This is a genomic window from Emticicia sp. C21 (assembly GCF_003418935.1).
Lineage (GTDB): Bacteria > Bacteroidota > Bacteroidia > Cytophagales > Spirosomataceae > Emticicia.
The window spans coordinates 180,943-203,057 of sequence record NZ_QVMT01000004.1; the positions used below are offsets into that span (position 1 = coordinate 180,943).

Annotated in this window: 12 protein-coding genes; 4 read left to right on the forward strand and 8 right to left on the reverse strand. The window is 38.3% G+C overall.

Going from position 1 to position 22,115, the window contains the following annotated elements; all coding sequences use genetic code 11:
• Nucleotides 1-24 precede the first annotated feature (24 nt).
• The 7 genes from D0T08_RS11365 to D0T08_RS11395 all read right to left on the reverse strand — a co-directional run bounded on the left by D0T08_RS11365 (nucleotide 25) and on the right by D0T08_RS11395 (nucleotide 16,079).
• The gene (locus D0T08_RS11365; protein ID WP_116982753.1) at nucleotides 25-2,445 is read right to left on the reverse strand and encodes an ABC transporter permease; all 2,421 of its coding nucleotides are present in this window, start codon (nucleotides 2,443-2,445) and stop codon (nucleotides 25-27) included.
• 153 nt (nucleotides 2,446-2,598) lie between these two features.
• Nucleotides 2,599-4,953 carry an ABC transporter permease gene (locus tag D0T08_RS11370; protein ID WP_116982754.1) on the reverse strand — a complete coding sequence of 785 codons (2,355 nt, stop codon included), beginning with the start codon at nucleotides 4,951-4,953 and terminating at the stop codon, nucleotides 2,599-2,601.
• A 114-nt stretch (nucleotides 4,954-5,067) separates the two neighbouring features.
• On the reverse strand, nucleotides 5,068-7,479 hold the full coding sequence (locus tag D0T08_RS11375) for an ABC transporter permease (protein WP_116982755.1): 2,412 nt from the start codon (nucleotides 7,477-7,479) through the stop codon (nucleotides 5,068-5,070).
• Nucleotides 7,480-7,612: 133 nt separating this feature from the next.
• Nucleotides 7,613-10,042 carry an ABC transporter permease gene (locus tag D0T08_RS11380; RefSeq protein ID WP_116982756.1) on the reverse strand — a complete coding sequence of 810 codons (2,430 nt, stop codon included), beginning with the start codon at nucleotides 10,040-10,042 and terminating at the stop codon, nucleotides 7,613-7,615.
• Between the two features lie 73 nt (nucleotides 10,043-10,115).
• On the reverse strand, nucleotides 10,116-12,512 hold the full coding sequence (locus D0T08_RS11385; protein ID WP_116982757.1) for an ABC transporter permease: 2,397 nt from the start codon (nucleotides 12,510-12,512) through the stop codon (nucleotides 10,116-10,118).
• Nucleotides 12,513-12,607: 95 nt separating this feature from the next.
• Complete coding sequence (locus D0T08_RS11390; RefSeq protein ID WP_116982758.1) at nucleotides 12,608-13,561, reverse strand: alpha/beta fold hydrolase; 954 nt, start codon at nucleotides 13,559-13,561, stop codon at nucleotides 12,608-12,610.
• A 124-nt stretch (nucleotides 13,562-13,685) separates the two neighbouring features.
• Nucleotides 13,686-16,079: an ABC transporter permease gene (locus tag D0T08_RS11395; protein WP_116982759.1), complete on the reverse strand. Its 2,394-nt coding sequence runs from the start codon at nucleotides 16,077-16,079 to the stop codon at nucleotides 13,686-13,688.
• A gap of 298 nt (nucleotides 16,080-16,377) precedes the next feature.
• Between D0T08_RS11395 and D0T08_RS11400 the strand changes: the two genes are divergently transcribed.
• The 4 genes from D0T08_RS11400 to D0T08_RS11415 all read left to right on the forward strand — a co-directional run bounded on the left by D0T08_RS11400 (nucleotide 16,378) and on the right by D0T08_RS11415 (nucleotide 19,432).
• Nucleotides 16,378-16,962: a hypothetical protein gene (locus tag D0T08_RS11400; protein WP_116982760.1), complete on the forward strand. Its 585-nt coding sequence runs from the start codon at nucleotides 16,378-16,380 to the stop codon at nucleotides 16,960-16,962.
• On the forward strand, nucleotides 16,962-18,071 hold the full coding sequence (locus tag D0T08_RS11405) for a sensor histidine kinase (protein WP_116982761.1): 1,110 nt from the start codon (nucleotides 16,962-16,964) through the stop codon (nucleotides 18,069-18,071). Before D0T08_RS11400 ends, D0T08_RS11405 begins: the two co-directional genes overlap by 1 nt.
• On the forward strand, nucleotides 18,068-18,823 hold the full coding sequence (locus tag D0T08_RS11410) for a LytTR family DNA-binding domain-containing protein (RefSeq protein WP_116982762.1): 756 nt from the start codon (nucleotides 18,068-18,070) through the stop codon (nucleotides 18,821-18,823). The genes D0T08_RS11405 and D0T08_RS11410 overlap by 4 nt, the downstream gene beginning before the upstream one ends.
• Nucleotides 18,824-18,910: 87 nt before the next feature.
• Entirely contained in the window at nucleotides 18,911-19,432 is a 522-nt protein-coding gene (locus tag D0T08_RS11415; protein ID WP_116982763.1) for an META domain-containing protein, read from the forward strand.
• A 95-nt stretch (nucleotides 19,433-19,527) separates the two neighbouring features.
• Here the strand turns inward: D0T08_RS11415 and D0T08_RS11420 are convergent, their stop codons facing one another.
• Nucleotides 19,528-21,924, reverse strand: coding sequence for an ABC transporter permease (locus tag D0T08_RS11420; RefSeq protein WP_116982764.1), 2,397 nt, complete (start codon nucleotides 21,922-21,924; stop codon nucleotides 19,528-19,530).
• Between the last annotated feature and the right edge of the window lie 191 nt (nucleotides 21,925-22,115).

Sequence of the window (22,115 nt, forward strand, 5' to 3'; positions counted from 1 at the left end):
CTACTTTTCGGTATTACTCTCCTTTTACTCTGTTTTTAAACTCTTTATCGGATTCATCAAGGCTGCTTTTACCGCCTGATAGCTGACCGTTAGTAATGTAATACTTAGTGCACCTAAACCTGTTACTACGAAAATCCACCATGATATTTCGGTATGGTAGTTATATTTTGTTAACCATTGACTCATGAAATAGTAGGCAATTGGCGTAGCCACCAGGCATGAGATAACAACGAGCACTACAAAATCCTTAGACAACATTTGCCAGAGACTGGTTACACTTGCACCCAATACTTTACGAATACCGATCTCTTTGGTACGTTGTTCAGCTACGAATGAAGCTAATCCGAAAAGACCTAAACACGAGATAAAGATGGCCAATAAGGCAAAGAAACTGGCTAATTTACCTATACGCTCTTCCTGATCAAATTTATTACCATACTGTTGGTCTACAAACTTATAATCAAATAAAGCAGATGGCACTATCTCTCTGAACACCGCTTCTATTTTAGGCAAAGCCTCACTAGCACTGATACTAGGTTTGATTTTGATAATCATCTGACTAACATCCACATATTTCGGGTCCAAGAAATAGAAGGAGCGTTTTACAGGGTCGTATGGCGACTGCATCACTAAATCTTTAACTACTCCTATAATCTGCCAACTTTCGTTTCCACCTTCATCTAGGTTAGTAATAAATTCTCCAACAGGATTTTTAAGTCCTAAGTACTTTGCGGCAGTTTCGTTGATAATGATAGCATTTGAATCTGTTGCATAAGCTCTCGAAAAATCACGTCCTTCTTTAATTTTCCAGTCTACCAGTTTTCCAAAATCATGAGTTACATTGATTACTGCAAAATCAGAGGCTAGTTCAGGGTCTTTGCCTTTCCAGTTATAGCCACCTGCATTACTCCATATTTCTGTCATTGGGCTCGACGAAAGCGCCAGATTCTCTATCATTCCGGTAGCAATCAATTGATTTTTTATTACATCCTGCTTGCCCTGATAATTAGGGTCATTCAACGATACTTTGATTAATCCTTCTCTATTATAACCTACAGGTCTATTACGGGCATGTTGAATCTGTTGATACACCACAATAGTACCCACAATCAATACCACCGAAACTGTAAACTGAACAACTACTAAAACCTTACGAGGCAAAGATGAAAATCGCCCTAGTTTGAAGGTGCCCTTTAATACCTTTACAGGCTGAAACGACGATAGATAAAAAGCAGGGTACATACCTGCCAGAGAAGCAGTAAATATGATAAATGCCATACTGATACCCCAGAAAACCGGATTAGTAAATGGCACAGACATATCTTTATCGGCCAGATTATTAAACCACGGCAATGCCAATATCACAAAACCAATAGCTAAAGCAAAGGCAAACAAAACAACTAAAAACGATTCACTCAAAAACTGCTGAATCAACTGTACTCTGACAGAACCGATGGCTTTACGGATGCCTACTTCTTTCGCACGTTTTTCAGAACGAGCCGTGCTCAGATTCATGAAATTGATACAGGCTAATAGTAAAACAAATATACCTACTATACCAAACAACCATACGAAGGTGATACGTCCACCTGCTACTTTGCCCTCTTTAAACTCAGAATACAAGTGCCATTGTTTCATCGGGTATAAGAATATTCCCGGGTTATATTTTCTCCAGTCTTTCGCAATTTCTTTAGGCGCATTTTTATCATAAAAGCCTTTCAGCCCTGCATTCGCCTGTTCAACTGATACATTCGGGTGAAGTTGTACATAGACATTGAATGAGCTATTTTCCCACTGATTTTCACATGATTTTACCCAATCGTTTGATGATACCCATAATGACCAAGGGGAGAAAAACTGCACTTCGCTGAAACGGTTATTTTTTGGCAAATCTTCATATACTCCTCTCACCACCACATCCATGCGGTTGTCTATTTTCATATTTTTGTTGATGGGATCATGACTTCCAAATATAGCTTTGGCAGTAGACGAGGACAGAATAATTGAATGTGGATCTTGTAATGAAGCGGCTGAGCCTTTCAGCATCTTTAATGAAAGCATATCTATCACGTCTCCATCAATAAACTCTCCTCTTTTAGGATATTTTTCATTGCTTAAAGAAAGTGTATAATCTCCAATCCAAAACGCCAGTAATACATGCTTAAAATAGTGTTTGTAATTGTTTTTAAGGGTTGTTCCAATCGGGAATTGTAAAGCAGGGCCGCTTCTTGTAATTCCCGTATTTGGGTCTGTACCTAAGCTGCGTATCTGCGCAATAGAGTCATAGTTTTTATGAGATTTATTGTACGATAATTCGTCATAAATCCATAGTCCAATCAATATGGCTACCGACATCCCGACGGCTAGTCCACCAATATTGATGAATGAATAAACCTTGTTCTTGGCAAGATTCCTGAATGCGATTTTGAAATAGTTGAATAACATAACCCCTCCGAATCGTCGGACCGTCCCCTAAAGGGGGATTTTAAAAGTTTTATAATATTTTCCTCCATCCCCATTTTATTTAAGCTTGCGCAACTACTCATGCGTAAGCAACTTCCCTTTAGGGGCCGGGCGGACGCCGCGCGGGGCGGTATTTTACTCCGTTTTTAAAGTCTTTGCCGGATTGGTCTGTGCTACTTTCAATGAGAAAAAGCCTACAGCACTCAACGCGAAACCTATTACAATCAATAAAAGTATTCCCATAGCCAGGTAACCTATGCCATTATTGAATACCATGAAACTATTCATAAATACAGCCACTGCTATGCCGGCAGGAACAGCGATTACTGTGGCAATGGTCAGTAATTTGATGAAATCGCGCGACATCAATCTTATTACCTCTGAAACATTAGCCCCCAATACTTTTCTGATACCAATTTCTTTCGTTCGTTTTTCTAAGCTATAGGTAAGTATGCCTATAAGTCCGAGAATGGCTATCACAAAAATGGCAAGTCCTTCCATGCTCATAAACTTCATATCTTCGAAAGGATAATACACTTCATATAAATCAGTATCCAGCCACGAGGCATTCATTTCTTTGTAGGGGTTCTGTTTCTTCCATAGTGTTTCTATGGTAGCTTTAAGGGCTTTTCTGTCTCCAACAGCGCTTGTTTTCAAACACATTACTTTGAATAAGGCCGGCTGATACTGAAAAACCAAAGGCTCAATCTTACTTTCATAGTTATAATGACAGAAGTTTTCAACCACTCCGACAATAGTTGCAGAAAGCGTATCATTCACAATAATAAGCTTACCTATTGCATCTTGTGCCGAACCAATCCGAAGATTTTCTATAGTTTTTTGGTTTACTACGACCATAGGTGACGGATGCTCTGAATTGCTCTCAATAAGGTTTTTACCTGCTACGAATTTCAGACCCATATTCTCAATAAAATTGTGGTCTGTAGCATAGTAGAATGCGGGTCTTGGCGCGTCAGTTTTGGCACTTTTAATACTCGAGTAGGTAGGTTTATTACCAAAACTCAGAGAAGTATATCCTATTTTCTGTACTTCTTTAACAGAACTTATATCAGTTGCCAGTAATTTACTTTTAGTGCCCGCCAGGCTTATATTAAGTATGTTTTCGCGTTGATAGTTCTCATTATCATTGGCCATATAACTTACCTGATGGAAAGCCTGCCCCATAAAGAATATGTAAATCAACGCTATGGTGAACTGCACTACAATCAATGATTTTCGGAAACCTATTTTCCTGAAACCTAAAGGAGAAACAGCGCCTTTTAATACTTTTACAGGCTGATAAGAGGAAAGAATAAGGCTTGGGGATGCCCCGGCTACTAAACCAAGAATCAGATTAAATGCAAAAAATAGCAAAACAAGATAGCCCAAGTGGTCAATATCCCAGGTAAGCCAGGAAACATGCATATTTTCTTTAATAAACCATAGGATAAGCAAACCAAAGCCCAAGGCTAAATAAGAAACTAATACAGACTCTGTCAGGAACTGAAATACCAGTTGTGGTTTTGTTGCACCCATTACTTTTCTTACCCCAACCTCACGGCTTCTATTCATAGAGCGTGCTAATGTAAGATTAATATAATTTAAGGCTGCCAGAGCAATCATAATCAATTGAAAAGCGAAATTGATATAGATACTTCTGATATCCTGAATGTATGGGTCATTCTCCAATATTTCTTTGGCTGGTGAAATTTCAGCCAGATTTTGTGCTTTAAATTGCAGATTTTTCTCGGCCTTTGTTCCGAGTAATTTATTTACTTCTTTTGATGTCTCTGACAATTGTTTATTCAGTTCGTCAGTCGTTTTCCCTTTTGTTATTTTTAAAAAGGTATGGGCATTAAATGCGGTCCAATCATTTGCTGTGCTGTCTTTATAGCCATCAGTCGAAATGAACACGTCAGTTCTGAACTGGGTTTTCATTTCATTAAATGGCTTTAATACCCCAACAATTTTAAACCCACCATATTTAGGGTGCTCCAGTACATTTCCAACGGGATTGGTGTCTTTAAAAAACCATTGAGCTGTCTCGTGGGTAAGCACCATTGTATTAGGTTCTATAGCATAAGTACCTTTCTCTAATGGGAAATTAAATATCCGAAAAAACGAAGCATCTGTATAAATGGCGTTGGCATTCTTAGTTTTGAAACCATTACTTAATAACCAACCACGATCCCGTACTATAGTGGTTGATTGGTCAATTCCTGCCAGATTTTCTTTAATCTGCTCACTCAATAAGAATGGACTCGATGCCCAATTAATTATCTGTCCGTCTTTTTGTTTTTCGTCGGTTATTACTCTCACTATCTGTTCGCTATCCTTATGAAAATTATCATATTCATAATAATTCACAATCTGAATCAATGACATCAAAGCAGAAGGAATAGCCAGGCTCAACCCCAATATATTTATCAGAGAGAAGAGTCTATACTTCAGAAGATTTCTCCACGCGATTTTTAGATAGTTTAAAAGCATGCTCCTAGCCCCTAAAGGGGGACTTTTTAAAAGTTAGATATTATGTTCCTTAAAACCCCTTTTTGCTTAATTACTCGTGCGTAAGCAGCTCCCCTTTAGGGGCGGGGGGCGCGTTTACTCTGTCTTCAAACTCTTTACCGGATTCAACAACGCTGCCTTAACAGCCTGATAGCTTACTGTTAATAAGGTAAGTATTAATGCCCCACCGCCCGCTGTGGCGAAAATCCACCATGACAGTTCGGTGTGGTAAGTATATTTCTGTAACCAGTTATCCATGAAATAGTAGGCTATTGGTGCAGCTATTATGCATGAAATGATAACCAGTACAACAAAGTCTTTTGATAACATTTGCCAGAGGTTGGCTACACTAGCCCCTAATACCTTGCGGATACCAATTTCTTTGGTGCGTTGCTCGGCTACGAAAGAGGCTAAGCCAAAAAGCCCGAGACAAGAAATGAAAATAGCCAGAATAGCAAATAGCGTAGATAACTGACCAATACGCAGCTCCTGAGAGAATTTTTTATTATAATCTTCATCTACAAATTTATAGTCAAATGAGGCTGATGGTACCAGTTTATGAAATATGGCTTCAATCTTTGGCAAGGCTTCAGTTGGATTGACGCTCGGTTTAATCCGCATGGTCATCTGGCTTGAAAATCTACTAACATCTAAAAAATAGAATGTCCCATTGATTTCTTCGTATGGCGATTGAATAATCATATCTTTAGTAACGCCTACTATCTGCCAGCTGAACTTTCCGTCTTCTGTTTTAATGTATTCGCCAATCGGATTTTTTAATCCTATTTGCTTAGCCGCAGCTTCATTAAGAATTACAGCTGCTGAATCAGTTTTGAAGTCAGTGGAGAAATCACGCCCTGTTATCACCTTCCAGTTGATCACTTTACCAAAGTCTTCTGTTACCCATACTTTATTGAAACCTGATGGTGCTTCCGGGGCTTTGCCTTTCCAGACAAATCCGCCACCTCTGTTCCAGATAGATGTTAATGGGCTATTAGAAAGGGCTACATCTGATACCATTCCTGAATTTAATAACTCAGTTCTGAACAGATCATACTTACCTTTATAGTTAGGATCATTCAGACTAATAGTGATTAAGCCCTCTTTACTATAGCCAACCGGACGGTTTTTAGCATGTTGGACTTGTTGATAAACTACCATGGTTCCGATAATCATCACAACCGAAACAGTGAATTGAACCACTACTAATGCTTTACGTGGAATTGTTGCAAAGCGGCCAGTCTTAAAAGTACCTTTGAGTACTTTAATAGGTTGGAAAGAGGATAAATATAAGGCCGGATAAATACCTGTAAGGATACCTGTTAAAACGATAAAAGCGGCACAGGCCCACCAGAAATAGGTATTGATAAATGGCAGAGCGATATCTTTATCTGCTAATTCATTAAACCCATTCAGAGAGAAAACTATAATCAGACATGATAAAGCAAATGATATCAATACCACTAAAAAAGACTCACTGAAAAACTGGCTTACCAACTGGCTACGAACAGACCCAATAGCCTTGCGGATACCTACTTCCTTTGCACGTTTCTCTGAACGAGCAGTACTTAGGTTCATAAAGTTGATAGAAGCCAATAAGAGCACAAAAACGCCGATAATACCAAATAGCCAGACAAACGTAATGCGTCCGCCCGTTGGCAGGCCATCTGTAAAATCTGAATACAAATGCCATTGTTTCATCGGATACACAAATATTTCCGGGTTATAAGCCTTCATGATTGAATAAAAATCCTTTGGCGAATTTTTGGCATAAAAATTTTTCAGACCTGCATGTGCGGTTTCCAGACTTATATTTGGTTGCAATTCTACATAGATGCCAAAAGAAGTATTACCCCATGACGTCACATTTGCTTTTACCCATTCATTTGAAGACACAAACAAGTCCCAGGGAGTGAAGAATTGCACTTCGCCAAAGCGTGAATTCTTTGGTATATCCTCATAGACACCCGTAACTTTTACATCAATTTTGTTATCAATTTTCAGGGTTTGGTTAATCGGGTCAGCATTGCCAAACATGGCCTCAGCAGTTGATTTTGATAGTACGATCGAATGATGGTCTTTTAAGCCATCATACGTGCCTTTCAGCATTTTCAGAGAAAGTAACTCGAGAATACCAGGCTCAACAAAATGCCCTCTTCTACTCAGGTTTTTCTCTCCCAACTTCAAAGTATAGTCATTTACAGCCCATGAGGTTAGCACTTTACTGAATAGATGCTTATAATTCTCCTTCAAGGCAGTACCCATCGGAATTTGCATATGCGGACTACCCTCACTTACTCCGGTAGTTGGCTCGGTAGAGATAGAGCGAATCTGCCCTATTCTATCATAATTTTTATGATATTTATTGGCGTTCACCTCATCGAAAATCCATAACCCAATCAGCATGGCTACTGACATACCCACAGCCAATCCACCTATATTGATGAATGAATAAACCTTATTCTTAGTAAGGTTTCTGAATGCGATTTTGAGATAATTGAATAGCATATACGCTCCTAGCCCCTAAAGGGGGATTTTTAAAAAGTTAGATAATAATTTTTCTCATACCCCATTTTGTTTAATTACTTGTGCGAAAGCAACTCCCCTTTAGGGGCTAGGCGGACGCCGCGCGGGGCGGCTGTTACTCCGTTTTCAATGATTTAACCGGATTCACCAATGCTGCTCTGATTGCCTGATAGCCTACCGTAAGCAATGCTACCATTATAGCGCCTAGGCCTGAGGCAGCAAAAATCCACCAGGATATGTCTACTTTGTATTCAAAGTTCTCTAACCATTTGCTCATCAGGTAATAAGCAATCGGGCTGGCTATTATAATTGAGACAATGACCAGTTTCAGAAAATCTTTGCTGAGCAATGCTGTAATTCCTAAGACCCCCGCACCTAACACTTTTCTGATGCCCACTTCTTTAGTCCGGCTTTCTGTAGTGAAAGTAGCTAATCCAAAGAGGCCTAAACAGGCAATCACAATGGCCCAGATTGAAGAGGTTGTAAATATTTTACTGTATTGCTGCTCGGTTAAGTATTGCTTGTTAAAGTTCTCGTCTACAAAGAAGTATTCATAAGGATTACCCGGAAAATTAGCTTTATAGAGTTTTTCCAGGCTGGCAATTTTATCCTGAACTTTATCTGACGAGAGTCTTACTGTATAATATGCAGATGAATTCTGTGGGTAGAATATGATAGGATCAATGGCTTTCTGAACTCCCTGGTGATGATAGTTTTTCACTACACCAATAATTTCCAAAGGTCTTTCGTCCCATTGTATACGTCTGTTCACCGCTTCTTCTGCCGAAGCAAAACCCAACGATTGCACTGCCTGCTCGTTAAGCAATATCTTGCTGTTTTTATTCCACTCTACCTTACATTCAGCTGCTGTAAAGTTTCTGCCTGCTTTTAGATTAATTTCGTAGGTTTTCAGGAAACGGTCACCAATAAGGGCAAACGAATAGGTTTTCAGTTCATCACCGGGTTTTGATTTCGGTTGGGTGAACCCTGCAGTTGTGAAGTTATACCAACCACTTGGAACAGTGCCTGATGCGCAATAATCCTTTATAAAACTTTGCCCTGCCAGGCCATCAACGAAAGCTGTCTTTCGTACAGCATAAGTGCTATCATGCCCTACTTCCGGTCCTTTGATTACCAATAGCTGTTGGGTATTCATGCCTAGGTTTTTGTTTTGCATGAAATGCAACTGACGGTAAATCAAGACAGTACCTAAAATCAACATGATAGAAATACTGAACTGTGATACCACCAAAGCTTTACGAAGGATTATCCCCTTAGATTTCTTACTTAGCTTGCCTTTCAGGGTTTCTATGGGATTAAAATTGGCTAATACAAAGGCGGTCAAAGCTCCTGACAGGATTGAACCGAAAAATAGTAGGCCTAAACCCAAAACAGAAACTGATGAAAAATCAATAGTTTTAAACGACAGATCTTTACCAATTAACTCATTGAAAAATGGCTGAAAGGAATAAATAAAGACCATTGACAAAGCAAAACCTAATAGGTTTACCAGAATTGACTCACCTAAAAACTGCGAAATGAGATTCATCTGGGTAGCACCTATTACTTTTCTAACGCCTACCTCATTGGCCCTTTTTAAAGAGTTGGCAGTTGAAAGATTAATATAGTTAAACCAGGCTATAAGTAGTATCAGAAAGGCTATGCCACCTAACATATAGACATATTTCAGATTGCCGGTAGTCTGATAGGTATCTCCTAAAGATGAAGCGAGATGTACATTAGCCAATGGCTGTAACCGGAAACGAATGCCATCGTTTTCTTTACCTGATTTCTGGCGTAAATCTGAAAGTTTCTTTTCAAATGCCCTGGGATCAACTCCTTTATTTAGCAGAAAAAATGTGGTAATAAATTGAGAGTCAAGATTAGTCAAGGTGGCCCAGCCGTTTCCTCCTATATAAGAAGGGTTTTTCATGGTTTCCAGTGAGAAAACCATATCATATCTGATATCTGAATTATCTGCCATATCGGCAAATACGCCTTCAACTGTATGTGTTGATTTACCAAACTGATTATCTAAAGTCAGCACCTGTCCGATGGGATTCTCAGTACCAAAATACTTTTTAGCAGTTGTTGCCGAAATAAAAACAGTATTAGGCTTATTCAAAGCTTTAGCATCGCCTGACACCAGAGGGAAAGTAAAAAATTCAAAGAAGTTACTCTCGGCAAACCCGATATTCGACTCACGAAATGGTTCGCTATTTGCATTTGCTCTTTTTACTACCCCTTTAGAGATACCCGATTCAAAACGACAAAAATCTTTGATTTCAGGAAAATTTTCTTTGGCTTTTAATGCCCAGCCAGGCTCTATTTCTGTCCAGGTACCGCCATGAATATCCTCATTGAGCAAACGGTAAGTATCTGATAAGTTTTTGTGGAATCCGTTAACGCTTTTTTCCAGACTAATATACTCCAGAATAAATAAGAACGCAGTGATTCCCATCGCTAAACCAACAATATTGATAAAGCTATATACCTTGTTCCGAACAAGATTTCTGAATGCGATTTTTAGATAGTTAAAAAGCATGTATTTGTGCTTTGAGCAGAGGGCATGGAGCATAGGGAAGAAAAAACCTCTGCCCTCTGCCTCTTGCCCTTTGCTATTCTGTTTTAAGAGATTTAACCGGATTGACCAACGCTGCTCTGATAGCCTGATAGCTTACCGTTGCTAAAGCAATCAATAAAGAAATAAAGGCTGAGCCGACAAATATCCACCAGTGCAGCTCTACTTTATAGGCAAAGTTTTGTAGCCAGCTATTCATTAAAACTACAGCTAATGGTATACCTATTACAGCAGCTATCAATACCAGTTTCATAAAGTCTTTATTCAATAAAAGAAAGATAGAAGTTACGCTAGCCCCTAATACTTTTCTTACACCTATTTCTTTTACTCTTTGTTGTGCTGTAAAAGCAGCCAAGCCGAATAATCCAAGACAAGCCAATAGCACTGAGATGATGGCAAAATTTAATGATAAAGCGCCCTGTTTTTGTTCTGCCTCATATTGGCGGGCAAAATTTTCATTCAGGAAATTGATTTCAATCGGGTTTATTTTATCAAACTCACGATACGTTTTTTCTATATAAGCTAATGCTTCCTTGGTTTTCGAAGTATTGATTTTCACATACAGATTATCTTCCATGCTGGCTTGTGGTGGCATAACCAATACCACAGGCTCTACTTTGTGCTGTAAAGAGTACGTATGAAAATCTTTGAAAACACCTATTATTTTTCGTTCAACAGTTACTTTTCCGTTATTGAATTTTACCTGCACTTTTTTTCCAATCGGATTTGTATAGCCCAATTGTTTCAACAGGGTTTCATTGATAAGTGCAGCACCAGTAACATCACTGATCTTATTTTCTGTAAAATTCTCACCCAGCTTCATCTTAATATCCATTGTTGGCACAAAAGAGGCATTCACCATCAATTCCTGCACTACTGTAGAATTGGTTGAAATAGAACCATCAGGTTTTTCAAAATAATAAGGCGTTTGTCCCAGATTATTATTGCCAATCGGGTTACCTGCTGTTGCTACATTTACTATCAATGGATTTTTCATCAATTGCTCTCTCAGTGCAGCTACTTTCGAGCGTAGATTTCTATCGTCAATATGAATAGTAACAACCTGTTGTCTGTTAAAGCCCAGATCTTTATTGGATGAAAACTGTAATTGCTGATAGATAATCCAGGCTCCGGCAATCAGAACAATAGTTGCGGCAAATTGAAATACTACCAGTGATTTTCTAAAAATTACACTTTGGTTTAAGTTACCTGACAAACCTTTTAAAGCGAGAACAATTTTGAATCTTGAAATAAAGAAAGCAGGGTAGCTACCACTAAGGAAGCCAACAAACAGGCTGAATAAAGCAAAAACGACTATTGAAAATCCAAGACCAAATCTGTTTATTTCTAAAGATTTATCTGCCAGTTGATTGAAAAAAGGAAGCAGGCCTGTTATTAAAAAGGCTGAGATAACCGAAGCAATAATACTTAGTGTAAGCGCTTCTACGATAAACAAGCCCATTAAATTGGTCTGCGTAGAGCCAATTGCTTTGCGTACACCTACCTCACGGGTGCGTAAACCCGCTCTGGCTGTTGCCAGATTCATATAGTTAATAATTGCAATAACCAATATCAAACCTGCCAATGCTATAAATAAATAAACACGATTGATAGAGCTATTGGAACTTATTTCGTATTGAAGATTGGATTGCAGGTGAATATCGCGCAATTGTTGTAATTCCATTCTGTAGGATACCACCGGCATCTCTTTCAGAATGGTTTTTTGTGCGAAAGCCGGGAATTTTGCTTCCAGCTTGCCTTTATCAACACCATCATTCAGAAGCAAATAGGTATATAAATTAGAGTCCTGCCATCCTGCAGTAAAGTTATTGGGCAATGAACGTAAGCCCTCAAATTGTATATGTGAATTACCCGGAATATCCTGAACTACTCCGGTAATTTTATTGGCTACTTCTTTATCAAATACAATGGTCTGATTCAAGGCATTTTTAGCATTACCGAATATTTTATTTGCCAACGATTCTGTAATAACAATCGTATTTGGTTCTGAAAGCGCAGTTTTTGGATTACCTGTTATGAAAGGAAAAGTGAAAACATCGAATACATTTTTGTCGGCGAATAGAATATTACCTGCCTTAACAGTTTTATCTTTAAATGCGATGACACCACCGCCTTCAGGAGCAAATCTAACTGCCTCTTTTATCTCGGGAAACTCTGCTTTCAATGCCGGAGCAAAGGCCGCCGAAGTAACTGCGTGATGTGCTTCTCCGCCTTCCCATTCAGCATGATGCACTAATCTTACTATATTATTACCCTTCGCATGAAAATTATCAAAACTTAATTCATCAGCTATATATAATGCAATCAGACAGAAAACTGTAAAGCCTACGGCTAATCCTCCAATATTGATGAATGAATAAACCTTGTTCTTAACAAGATTACGAATAGCGATTTTTAAATAGTTGCGTATCATACAATTATAAGGTTAATGGAGAAAGGAACAAGGAGAAAGAATTTTAAAATAAAGGAGAAAAATACTTTTTTCATTCCCCTTGCTCCGTGTTCCTATTAGTTAAGAATACTATCTTCTAATGCCTTCTCAAATGCTACGGGTTGGTCAAACCACAATAAATGCCCTGCATTTTTGATAGGTATAAACTGACCGTTTGGTACTTCTTTAAACCATTTTGGCATAAGTGTGTTACCAAAATCAAGGAAATCATTATCGCCCATAATCACCTTTACCGGAAAACCTGCTTTCTGAAGTGATACAATAAAATTAAAGCCGCCTGATGGATAGGTTCTGGTGGTTAAGTTATATACATTGGATTTAAAAAGTGGCCCTCCTCCCTGAAACTTTTTCCAGTTTTTAATATTATAAACCATTCTGCTACAAAGGTTTATTCTATTTTTATATGTTTCCTGCCTAGAATTAAGGTTAGATCCAATCAGATTATACTTTTCCAATTCAGCTTTTACCTGGGGTCTGTTTAAAAAATTCTGAAAAGCAGGTCGACTGGCATTCAGAATTGCATTATCTTCATTCGACAATGGTTCTTTTAAGTAGGCCGGTGCTAAAAGTATCAGCTTTTTTATTCTTTCCGGATACCTTGCTGTATATGCCCCTGCTAAAAGTCCGCCCATTGAATGACCTACCAGTGTCATTTTCTTTATATTCAGCTCTTTTCTTAATTTTTCCAGGTCTTCCATATGCGCATCGAAACTTATCAGTGAATCGGAACATGGAGATCTGAGTGACCCACGTTGTTCGTAAAATATGAAATGGAATTTATCTGACAGATTTCTTACGGCATCTACTAATTCATCATGGCTACCACCCCAACCCCCGTGAAGCATCACAATGGTGTCTTTGCCTATGCCCATTTCTTTTACATAAATTAATGGGGAATTTTGTGAATTACCTGTCCGCAAAAACCAGTCTGTACTTGCAGACATTTGCTGAGCAAACAGGTTGGTGCTTAGAAAACCAATATAGAGTATTAAAACTATTCGCTTTGCCATACATCCCTAACCCCTAAAGGGGACGTTTAAAAGTGGATAATTATGTTCTTATCTTCCCTTTTTTGTAATTGTAAATACGCATCTTAAACTCGTGCGCAAGCAGCTCCCCTTTAGGGGCGGGGGGCTACTCCGATTTCAATGATTTCACAGGATTCATCAACGCTGCTTTAATTACCTGATACCCTACGGTTAAAGTAGCAACTACAAACGTTGACGCAATAGCTAATATAAATACTTCTGGTTTAATGTCGATATGGAATTTAAAATCCTGAAGCCAGCCGTTCATTAACCACCATGCTAATGGTGCAGCTACTATAAATGCAATAATAATAAGGCGGGAAAACTCTTTTCCGAAAATCCAGATAATATTACTAATGCTCCCACCCAATACTTTTCTGATACCGATTTCTTTGGTTTTTTGCGCTACCATAAATGAAACCAGGCCATATAAACCTAAACAACCAATAAAGATTGCAATCCCCGAGAATGTCTGAATCAGTTTAAGCATGAGGCTTTCAGTTTCATAAAATCTGGCTATTCTTTCATCAAGGAACTGATGTTCATATATCTGGTCGGGATGCGCTTTTGTCCATATCTTTTCTACAGCCGCAAGTGTAGTTTGTGCATTGGCCATATTCAGTTTCAAACCATACATTTCATAATTTCTACCTAAAGTAGTTATGCAAAGTGGATTTATTTCTTCGTGAAATGATCTGTCATGAAAATCTTTTACCACGCCTACAATTGGCCCTGTACTTTGACCTCCATCCATTGACACTATTTTCCCTATAACCTCCTGAGGTGAGGTGAGGTTTAGTTTACGAACAAATGTTTCATTCACCACACATTCTCTCATACTATCAGCGGCAAAAACGTTTCTACCAGCTACTATTTCCAAGCCAAAAGTGGGTACATATTGCTCGTCAGCTGATTTTACATTTACTCTGAACACCTCTTCTTCTGCCCGGTTGTCAAATCTTACAGAAGTGCTCCAGTTTGAGCTTGAAGCAGGCGGTCTGAAAAAAGTAGATACTTCCTCTACCCCACTAATAGACTCAAACTGGTTTTTTAAAGTTTTCTGTCTGTTTAAATCTGTACCGGTAGCCATTGGAACCAACACAATAGCATCTTTTTCAAAACCAAGATCAGATTTTTGCGCATATTTCATCTGTCTGGCAATAACAACCATGCCGATTATCAGAACCTGAGAAATAGCAAATTGTGTAATAATGAGTGTACGTCGTGTGTTAAAACCACCTATATTTTGTTGAGATAGTTTCCCTTTAAGAGCGAGAACAGGCTGAAACCCGGCCAATATAAGACCGGGATAAGACCCAGAAAATAAAGTAACTACTACAATTAATGAGACAATGAAAAGCATTAACTGCCAATCACTGACCAAACTAATACTGATTTGAGAACTGAACCAGGTATTTACATAAGGTAGCGCAGCAATAGCTAATACTATAGCTACGGCACCACCTACTAGGCTTATCAGTCCGGTTTCGGAAATAAATTGCCAGAAAAGTTGCATTCTTACGCTACCTAATACTTTTCTTACACCTACTTCTTTAGAGCGTTTTAATGCCTGTGCTGTGGCAAGATTAATGAAATTAACGCAAGCAGTAATAATCAGGAACATGCCGATAAACGACAATACCCATAGGTTCTTTTTTTCCATCGGGCCGCTATAACGAGCATCGAAGTGCATTTCAGCTAATGGCTGGAATTTATAATGATGTACATTTTTCGATGTAGGGCGATACTTCTTCACATAAGCAGGCATTACTTTTTCCACCTGCGCAGCAGAAATACCGGGGCGAAGCAAAACAAAACATTGCATAGGGCTGGCGATACCTCCCCATGAATCATCGCTGGCAAACCATTCATTATAAGATTTTAAGGTAGGATATGAAGCATAAATATCTGTTTGTCTATCGGAATTGTTTGGAAAATTTTTCAGTATACCTGTAACCTTAAACTCAATGCGGTTATCCAGTTTGAAAGTTTTGTTAATTGGGTTTTCGTCACCAAAGTACTTTTTAGCAGCTTTTTCTGTTATAATGGCCGTATTAGGCTCGCTTAAAACCGTTTTCTTATCGCCTTGTAAAAGCGGGTAATTGAAGATGTCGAAAAACTCAGGTTCGGTAAAGGCCACACCCTGTTCATCTCTGAATTTCTTGATTTCGTTGCCCTGTTTTACTGTAATCAACTGCTCATCGAACGTACAGATGCGGGCGACTTTCTCACCGAAAGTATAGTCATTTCTGAATGCCTTGCCTAATGGATTGGGTACGCTGAAAGTATAGCTGATATTATCGCGGTGTTGCTCAGTAACAATGCGATAAATACGATTGGAATTTTGGTGGAAATTGTCGAAGCTCAAATGGTGCTTTACCAATACGAAAATAAGGATTCCGCAACTCATGCTCAACGCCAGCCCCATAACATTAATTAAGGCATAAACTTTATTGCGTTGCAGATTCCTTATTGCGATTTTTAAATAGTTCTTCAACATAGCTTTTTCATAATTTTGTATTGTACAATATAATTATCTAAAGCCATGCCAAAAACACAAATCACTAACAATCAACCAATTACAGCAAAACAATAAAAAGAAATCTGTCCGTTTTCGGACGACTTTCGTACGGTGACGGACAAGGTACTTTTCATCCTTCCCATTTTTATTTTTATGTAACGATTTATGTATTCTATGCGCCTGATTCTGTTGTATAACCGAAAGTCATTTCTTTGAAAGTCGTTATGATGAAGTTTTGTACTGAAATTATTAATCAGCACAAAAATTTCATTGAGTTATGCAATCAAAATCATCGGTTCTCGACAAAAAATTTTGGGCTATTTGTCTAGTATTAGGGCAGTTCATTGTGATTATCAGTTCTTTTCTCTGGAAAGAAAACGGCCGCCATTCTGTCAATGGCTCAGTTCTGGTATTTTTTTCTACTCTATTCCTTGCTATTGGTATGGTGGGTTTGTTCTACGTGCTCAAACCAAAAATGCCCATCTATTCACGCTTAGGCTTTTTATATGGTATGTATGGTATCTTCGGAGGAGTTGGTTTTGCCTTTGAGGGATTGTATTCAAGTGCTTTAAATATTTCAGATACAATCGGTCTCGAAGCATTTAAATCTTTTCCCACACAGATGAATCTGGTTCTTTATTGGAGTGGGCCAGCTTTTCCGCTTACATTCCTGATTCTGGGCATTGTTTATATCCGTGTTAAGGTCGTGAAATGGTGGGTTGGTGTAATGCTGTCTTTAGGAGGCATTACTTTCCCTATAAGCCGGATTTTACGCAACGAATGGATTGCTCATTTGAATGATGTCATTCTATTTATACCTTTATGTATCATTGCCTACCAATTCTGGAACGACGCTGAATAATGAGACCTAATAATTTTTTCAGTAATTCATTCTTTCAGTTTATTATCATTACCCTCATCAACTTCGGGTTAGGAGGAGGTCTGTTTCTATTCGCAACCCTTTCAGGTTATGAAGCTCCTGCAGACGCTCCTCTTGGAGCATCCAACGATTTTATATTTTATGATAATCTGCTTGAATCATTCATGGCTGTTGTGGTTATCTACCTCTACCGCCGTTATACTTTTATCGACAAACAAAAAACCTTTTTAAACTACTTAACCCTGGGTATTCTTTTATATGCAGGCAAAGGGCTATTAATACTTTTGAGTGCCAAAGACATGCCGTTCCACTATACTTTCCACGATTTATTTTTCAGGATTAACGGCTCTATTGTATTCAGGCTGAATCTGGTTTGGGCAGGTTTATTTGCTTATTACTGGGTAGAAAACGAGAAAACCCGGGAACAGCACTTTTTATTGAAAGAATTAGAATTGACCCAATTAAAAGAACTCAAAACCAAAGCAGATTTAGAAGCTTTACAGGCTAAAATCAACCCGCATTTTCTTTATAATTCCCTGAATTCTATTGCCAATGCCATAGAAGATGAGCCGCAAAAAGCCAAACAGATGACCTTGTTATTGAGTAAGTTTTTCAGATTTACCACCAATTCGCAAAGCCAATATTACTGGACATTGAATGAAGAACTGGATTTAGTACAAACCTACCTCTCAATCGAAAAAATCAGGTTTGGTGATAGACTTGATTTTATGATTCCAGCACCTGAATCAGAACTATCTGCCTGCTTGATTCCACGTTTTCTTATTCAGCCTTTAGTGGAAAATGCCATTAAGCATGGCATTTCAAAAATAGCGGGTAAAGGCATGATGGGTATACAGGCAAGTGCCTCGAATGAGTTTATAGAATTGAAGATTTATGACAATGGTGTGCTTTTTCAGTCGGGTTTTCAGCAAGGCTATGGATTAAGAAGTATCCATGAAAAAATAAAATTGCTAGGTGGAGAAAACGCTACCGTCGAAGTTTTCAATGAGTCTCCTGTAAGTATTAACAATTACCATGAATATCCCACTAAATATATTCTAATTCGTCTTCCTAAAAAGTATACATCATGAAAACAGTTATTATCGAAGATGAAGAATTGGCGATTAAAGGTCTGAAAAATCTCCTGGCCGGATACCCTGATTTTTTTGATATAGCAGCCATTGCCTGTAATGGTGAAGAGGCGGTCGACATGGTAGAAATCCATAAGCCCGATGTTATCTTCTTAGATATAGAAATGCCCGTTTTCAATGGTTTTGAGGTATTGAAACGATTGAAAAACATGCCTTTAATTGTGTTCACAACAGCCTATGATGACTTTGCTGTCAAAGCCTTCGAAGAAAACTCAATAGATTATCTACTAAAACCTATCGAAAAACAACGCTTCCACTTAACAGTAGAAAGGCTTAAACAAAAACGCTTAGAAAAACACAATCAGATTGATTTTCAGCAATTTGCCTCCCTTTTACATACGCTCGGAAACAAAAAAGAAATCCATTCTCTGACGGTAAAAGCAGGCGAAAAACTATTGTTTATTTCCATTGCCGAAATCGCTTATTTCTTCGCCGAAGAACGTTATGTTTTTCTGAATACGCTTGCTGGGAAACAGTATCTGACCAATTATACTATTCAGAATTTGGAAGACATATTACCGAAGGAATTTGTCAGAGTAAGTCGCTCGGCCATTATTAACTCAAAACATATTCTGGAAGCACAACGTTTTTTTACTGGTAATTATATGATTATATTGAAAGACTCAAAGAGGTCAAAAATTGAAACAGGCCGCAAATACGTTGAAAACTTTGTTAAATTATTTGACTATTAACTATTTAGCCTGAAAGATTTTTACTGGTATTCCAACCATTTTCTAAAGAACAGTATCATAATAGTATTACCTTAAATCTATTTTTGTATGAAAAAATTCATGCTATTATTAAGTTTTATGGCAGTAATGATGTCTTGCGAAAAGGCGGCAGATGATATGTCGGCCAATGCAGATGATTTACCTGCTACAGCGAATACAAAAGATGGTGAGAATCCGAATGCACCAGTATCAAGCAAAGATCCTGGCGCCGTTTCAAAACCAACTGAATATTATTTTGCAGGTTATCAGGTGAGCAAAACAGCAGGTTCGGAAAAACTGGGGATGGATATAGTTAAGAAAGCTCCTGATAATACGGCATATCTTAATATAAGCGGCTTTAGCTACGTAAATATGTATGGTGCTACTTATACCCACAACGAAGCGGATGGGTCTCTCAAAAATACTGAAGTAATCACAACCGAAATGGCTGGCCCTGCTGACGCTATGAAAGCAGAAGATGAATTATACAAGAATCTGGCTAAGGCAACCAAAATAGTTTATGAAACCAATCAGGTAAAATTACTAATTGGAAATCCGGCAACTGAAGTAATGATATTTAAGAAAAGATAAGATTTGGAACTGAATGATAAAAAAATGGCAAAAGGGCTTCCCTCTTGCCATTTTTATTTTTATAAAAAACAAAACTCTTTATTCCGTTCTCCAAATTATTCCGTCTTCAACGATTTCACCGGGTTCATCAAAGCCGCTCTTAACGCCTGTCCACCAACAGTCAGAAACGCAATAATAATCGTAATCACAGCTGTAATAACGAAAATGGGAACGCCGATTGAAATGCGATAAGGATAGTTCTTGAGCCATTCCTGAGCTGCATAAAATGCCAACGGGAAAGCAAAAATAAATGATAAACCTACCAGTTTCAGAAAGTCGGTAGAAAGCAATTGAATAAGACTACCTACCGATGCACCCAATACTTTACGGATACCTATTTCTTTGGTGCGTTTTTCTGCCGATAAAGTGGCCAGACCAAACAAGCCAATGCACGAAATAAAGATAGTGAGCGCTGCACCAAATAGCATAATTTGTTTCCATTTAGCTTCTGACTCATATTTTTTCAGATTTTCAGCTTCCATAAACTTATAATCATACGAGTTGATAGGAAACAATTTTCTAAAAGTCTTTTCAATATGTTTCAGGCTTGCTACCTCTGTATTGGGCTTAATTTTAATATAAACTGTTCCGTATCTGTTACCAGGTTTCATTGTAAATAGTTGTGAGCCAATTTCCTGATTTAAGGCATTAAAATGATGGTTTTTCACTACGCCTATTACCTTATATTTGGTATTATTATCATACCAGAAATTCACTTCCTGCCCTATTGGGTTTTTCCAGCCCGCTTTCTTTACAAATGCCTCATTCACAATGACAGATTGCGTAGAATCTGAAGGAAAATCAGGAGAAAAATTGCGACCCTGTAAAATAGGTATTTTCAGAAGCGGCAAGAACGCCGGATTCACAGTTTCGTAGGCAAAATCAATTTGTTTATCACCATTAATCTTGGCAATTGTCCCCCATTGTCCACCATTTTTAGGGGCAACTTCAACGATATTCGGGTTTTTCTTCAATTCGTCAATCAATACATGTGCTTCGCTATGCGCCATTCGCCATTTATCAACTGTTATCAGGTTTTTATCATCGTAGCCTAATTCTTTGGTAGTTAGATAATCAAACTGTGAATAGATGGTAAGCGTAGCAATAATCAGAAAAGAAGCCAGGCCAAACTGCACTACTACCAGACTTTTCTGCAAATAGTTTTTACCAGTCAGATTAAAACGGCTATATAAAGTCTTCACCGGGTCATAGCCTGACAATACCAAAGCAGGATAAAAACCTGCCAGTAGGCTCGTAATAAAGAAAAGTACAATATATGCTACAACTAGTTTAACATCAAACAAATAAGAGAATGCCAGAGCTTTATTAGCCAATTGGTTAAATGTAGGCAATACAATTTGCAAAATACCAATAGCCAACATAAAGGCTATTGAACATAATACAAAAGACTCGCCTAAAAACTGCATAATCAATTGTTTCCTATCCCCACCTACTACCTTTCTTACACCAATTTCTTTGGCACGTTTCAACGAACGGGCAACCGTCAGATTAATAAAGTTGATACAGGCAATCAGCAAAATAAAGAGCGCAATACCGGTCAGGATATAAGAGAATGTAGGATTACTAGCATCAGACAGACCATTTTGCGCAGCAAAAGCCGTGCTCAGGTGCATATCAGTCAATGGTTGAAGAGCATAGCGGGCTTTTTCCTTTATATCATAATCCTTCATCATCTTCTGAATACTCTCCTTTGCATCAGCTTCATACACTCGTTTCATTTTTGCTTCAGCGGCAGTTGCAGTAGAGTTTGGCTGTAATAATACAAACGTATTCAGAAAGAAGTTAAACCAGTTTTCATTATTCTGATACTCTTCGTTCTTAACAATCATCGGCAACAAAAAATCAAATTTAACAGATGAGTTCTGAGGTGCTTTTTTGGCTACTCCTGTAATCTGATAAGGGACTAATTTTTCATCTTCTACAAAGTCGATGGTCTTACCCAATACATCTGTATTCTTGAAGAGTTTTTCAGCCATTTCATCTGTAATAACTACTGATTTAGGCTTTTCAAGTGCCGTAGCCGGATTCCCACTAATCAATGGAAATGTGAATACAGAAAAGAAATTACGGTCGGTTTCCATCATGCCATACCCTTTGATTTCTGCTCCCTGACGAATATTTCTGAAATCGCTTCTTAATCTTACAAAAGACTGAATGTCAGGCACGCCATCCTTGAATTTCGGACCCTGGAAATAGCCAGTAGTACCATCCCCCTGTTTCACGCTCCCATCTGGGTTAATCCATTGGGTAGTAACCCGATAGATATTAGCACTATTGGCATGGAAGCGGTCGTAACTCACCTCATCTTTGGTATAAAGCATAATGAGCATAGCTGCTGCCAAGCCAATGCTTAATCCGGCAATATTAATAAAGCTGTAAACCTTATTCCGGAAAAGGTTACGCCATGCGATTTTTAAGTAATTGCGTATCATAAACACCCCTAGCCCCCAAAGGGGGACTTTTTTTAAGTTAGATAATATATACTCCCAACCGCGCGACGGTCGCCCCTAAAGGGGAGTTTCTAAAATTAAACAATTTCCAGTATAGCCTTTTCATTTTTAAAACTTTATTATCCAAAGCTATGCCAAAACTTCAATACACTCACTATCAATACATTACATCC

Excerpts from the sequence above, each read along its gene's own strand:
- D0T08_RS11385 (WP_116982757.1), bottom strand. The coding sequence starts at position 12,512 with ATGATACGCAACTATTTAAAAATCGCTATTCGTAATCTTGTTAAGAAC.
- D0T08_RS11375 (WP_116982755.1), bottom strand. The coding sequence starts at position 7,479 with ATGCTATTCAATTATCTCAAAATCGCATTCAGAAACCTTACTAAGAAT.
- D0T08_RS11420 (WP_116982764.1), bottom strand. The coding sequence starts at position 21,924 with ATGATACGCAATTACTTAAAAATCGCATGGCGTAACCTTTTCCGGAAT.
- D0T08_RS11415 (WP_116982763.1), top strand. The coding sequence starts at position 18,911 with ATGAAAAAATTCATGCTATTATTAAGTTTTATGGCAGTAATGATGTCT.
- D0T08_RS11370 (WP_116982754.1), bottom strand. The coding sequence starts at position 4,953 with ATGCTTTTAAACTATCTAAAAATCGCGTGGAGAAATCTTCTGAAGTAT.
- D0T08_RS11410 (WP_116982762.1), top strand. The coding sequence starts at position 18,068 with ATGAAAACAGTTATTATCGAAGATGAAGAATTGGCGATTAAAGGTCTG.
- D0T08_RS11395 (WP_116982759.1), bottom strand. The coding sequence starts at position 16,079 with ATGTTGAAGAACTATTTAAAAATCGCAATAAGGAATCTGCAACGCAAT.
- D0T08_RS11400 (WP_116982760.1), top strand. The coding sequence starts at position 16,378 with ATGCAATCAAAATCATCGGTTCTCGACAAAAAATTTTGGGCTATTTGT.
- D0T08_RS11405 (WP_116982761.1), top strand. The coding sequence starts at position 16,962 with ATGAGACCTAATAATTTTTTCAGTAATTCATTCTTTCAGTTTATTATC.
- D0T08_RS11390 (WP_116982758.1), bottom strand. The coding sequence starts at position 13,561 with ATGGCAAAGCGAATAGTTTTAATACTCTATATTGGTTTTCTAAGCACC.
- D0T08_RS11380 (WP_116982756.1), bottom strand. The coding sequence starts at position 10,042 with ATGCTTTTTAACTATCTAAAAATCGCATTCAGAAATCTTGTTCGGAAC.
- D0T08_RS11365 (WP_116982753.1), bottom strand. The coding sequence starts at position 2,445 with ATGTTATTCAACTATTTCAAAATCGCATTCAGGAATCTTGCCAAGAAC.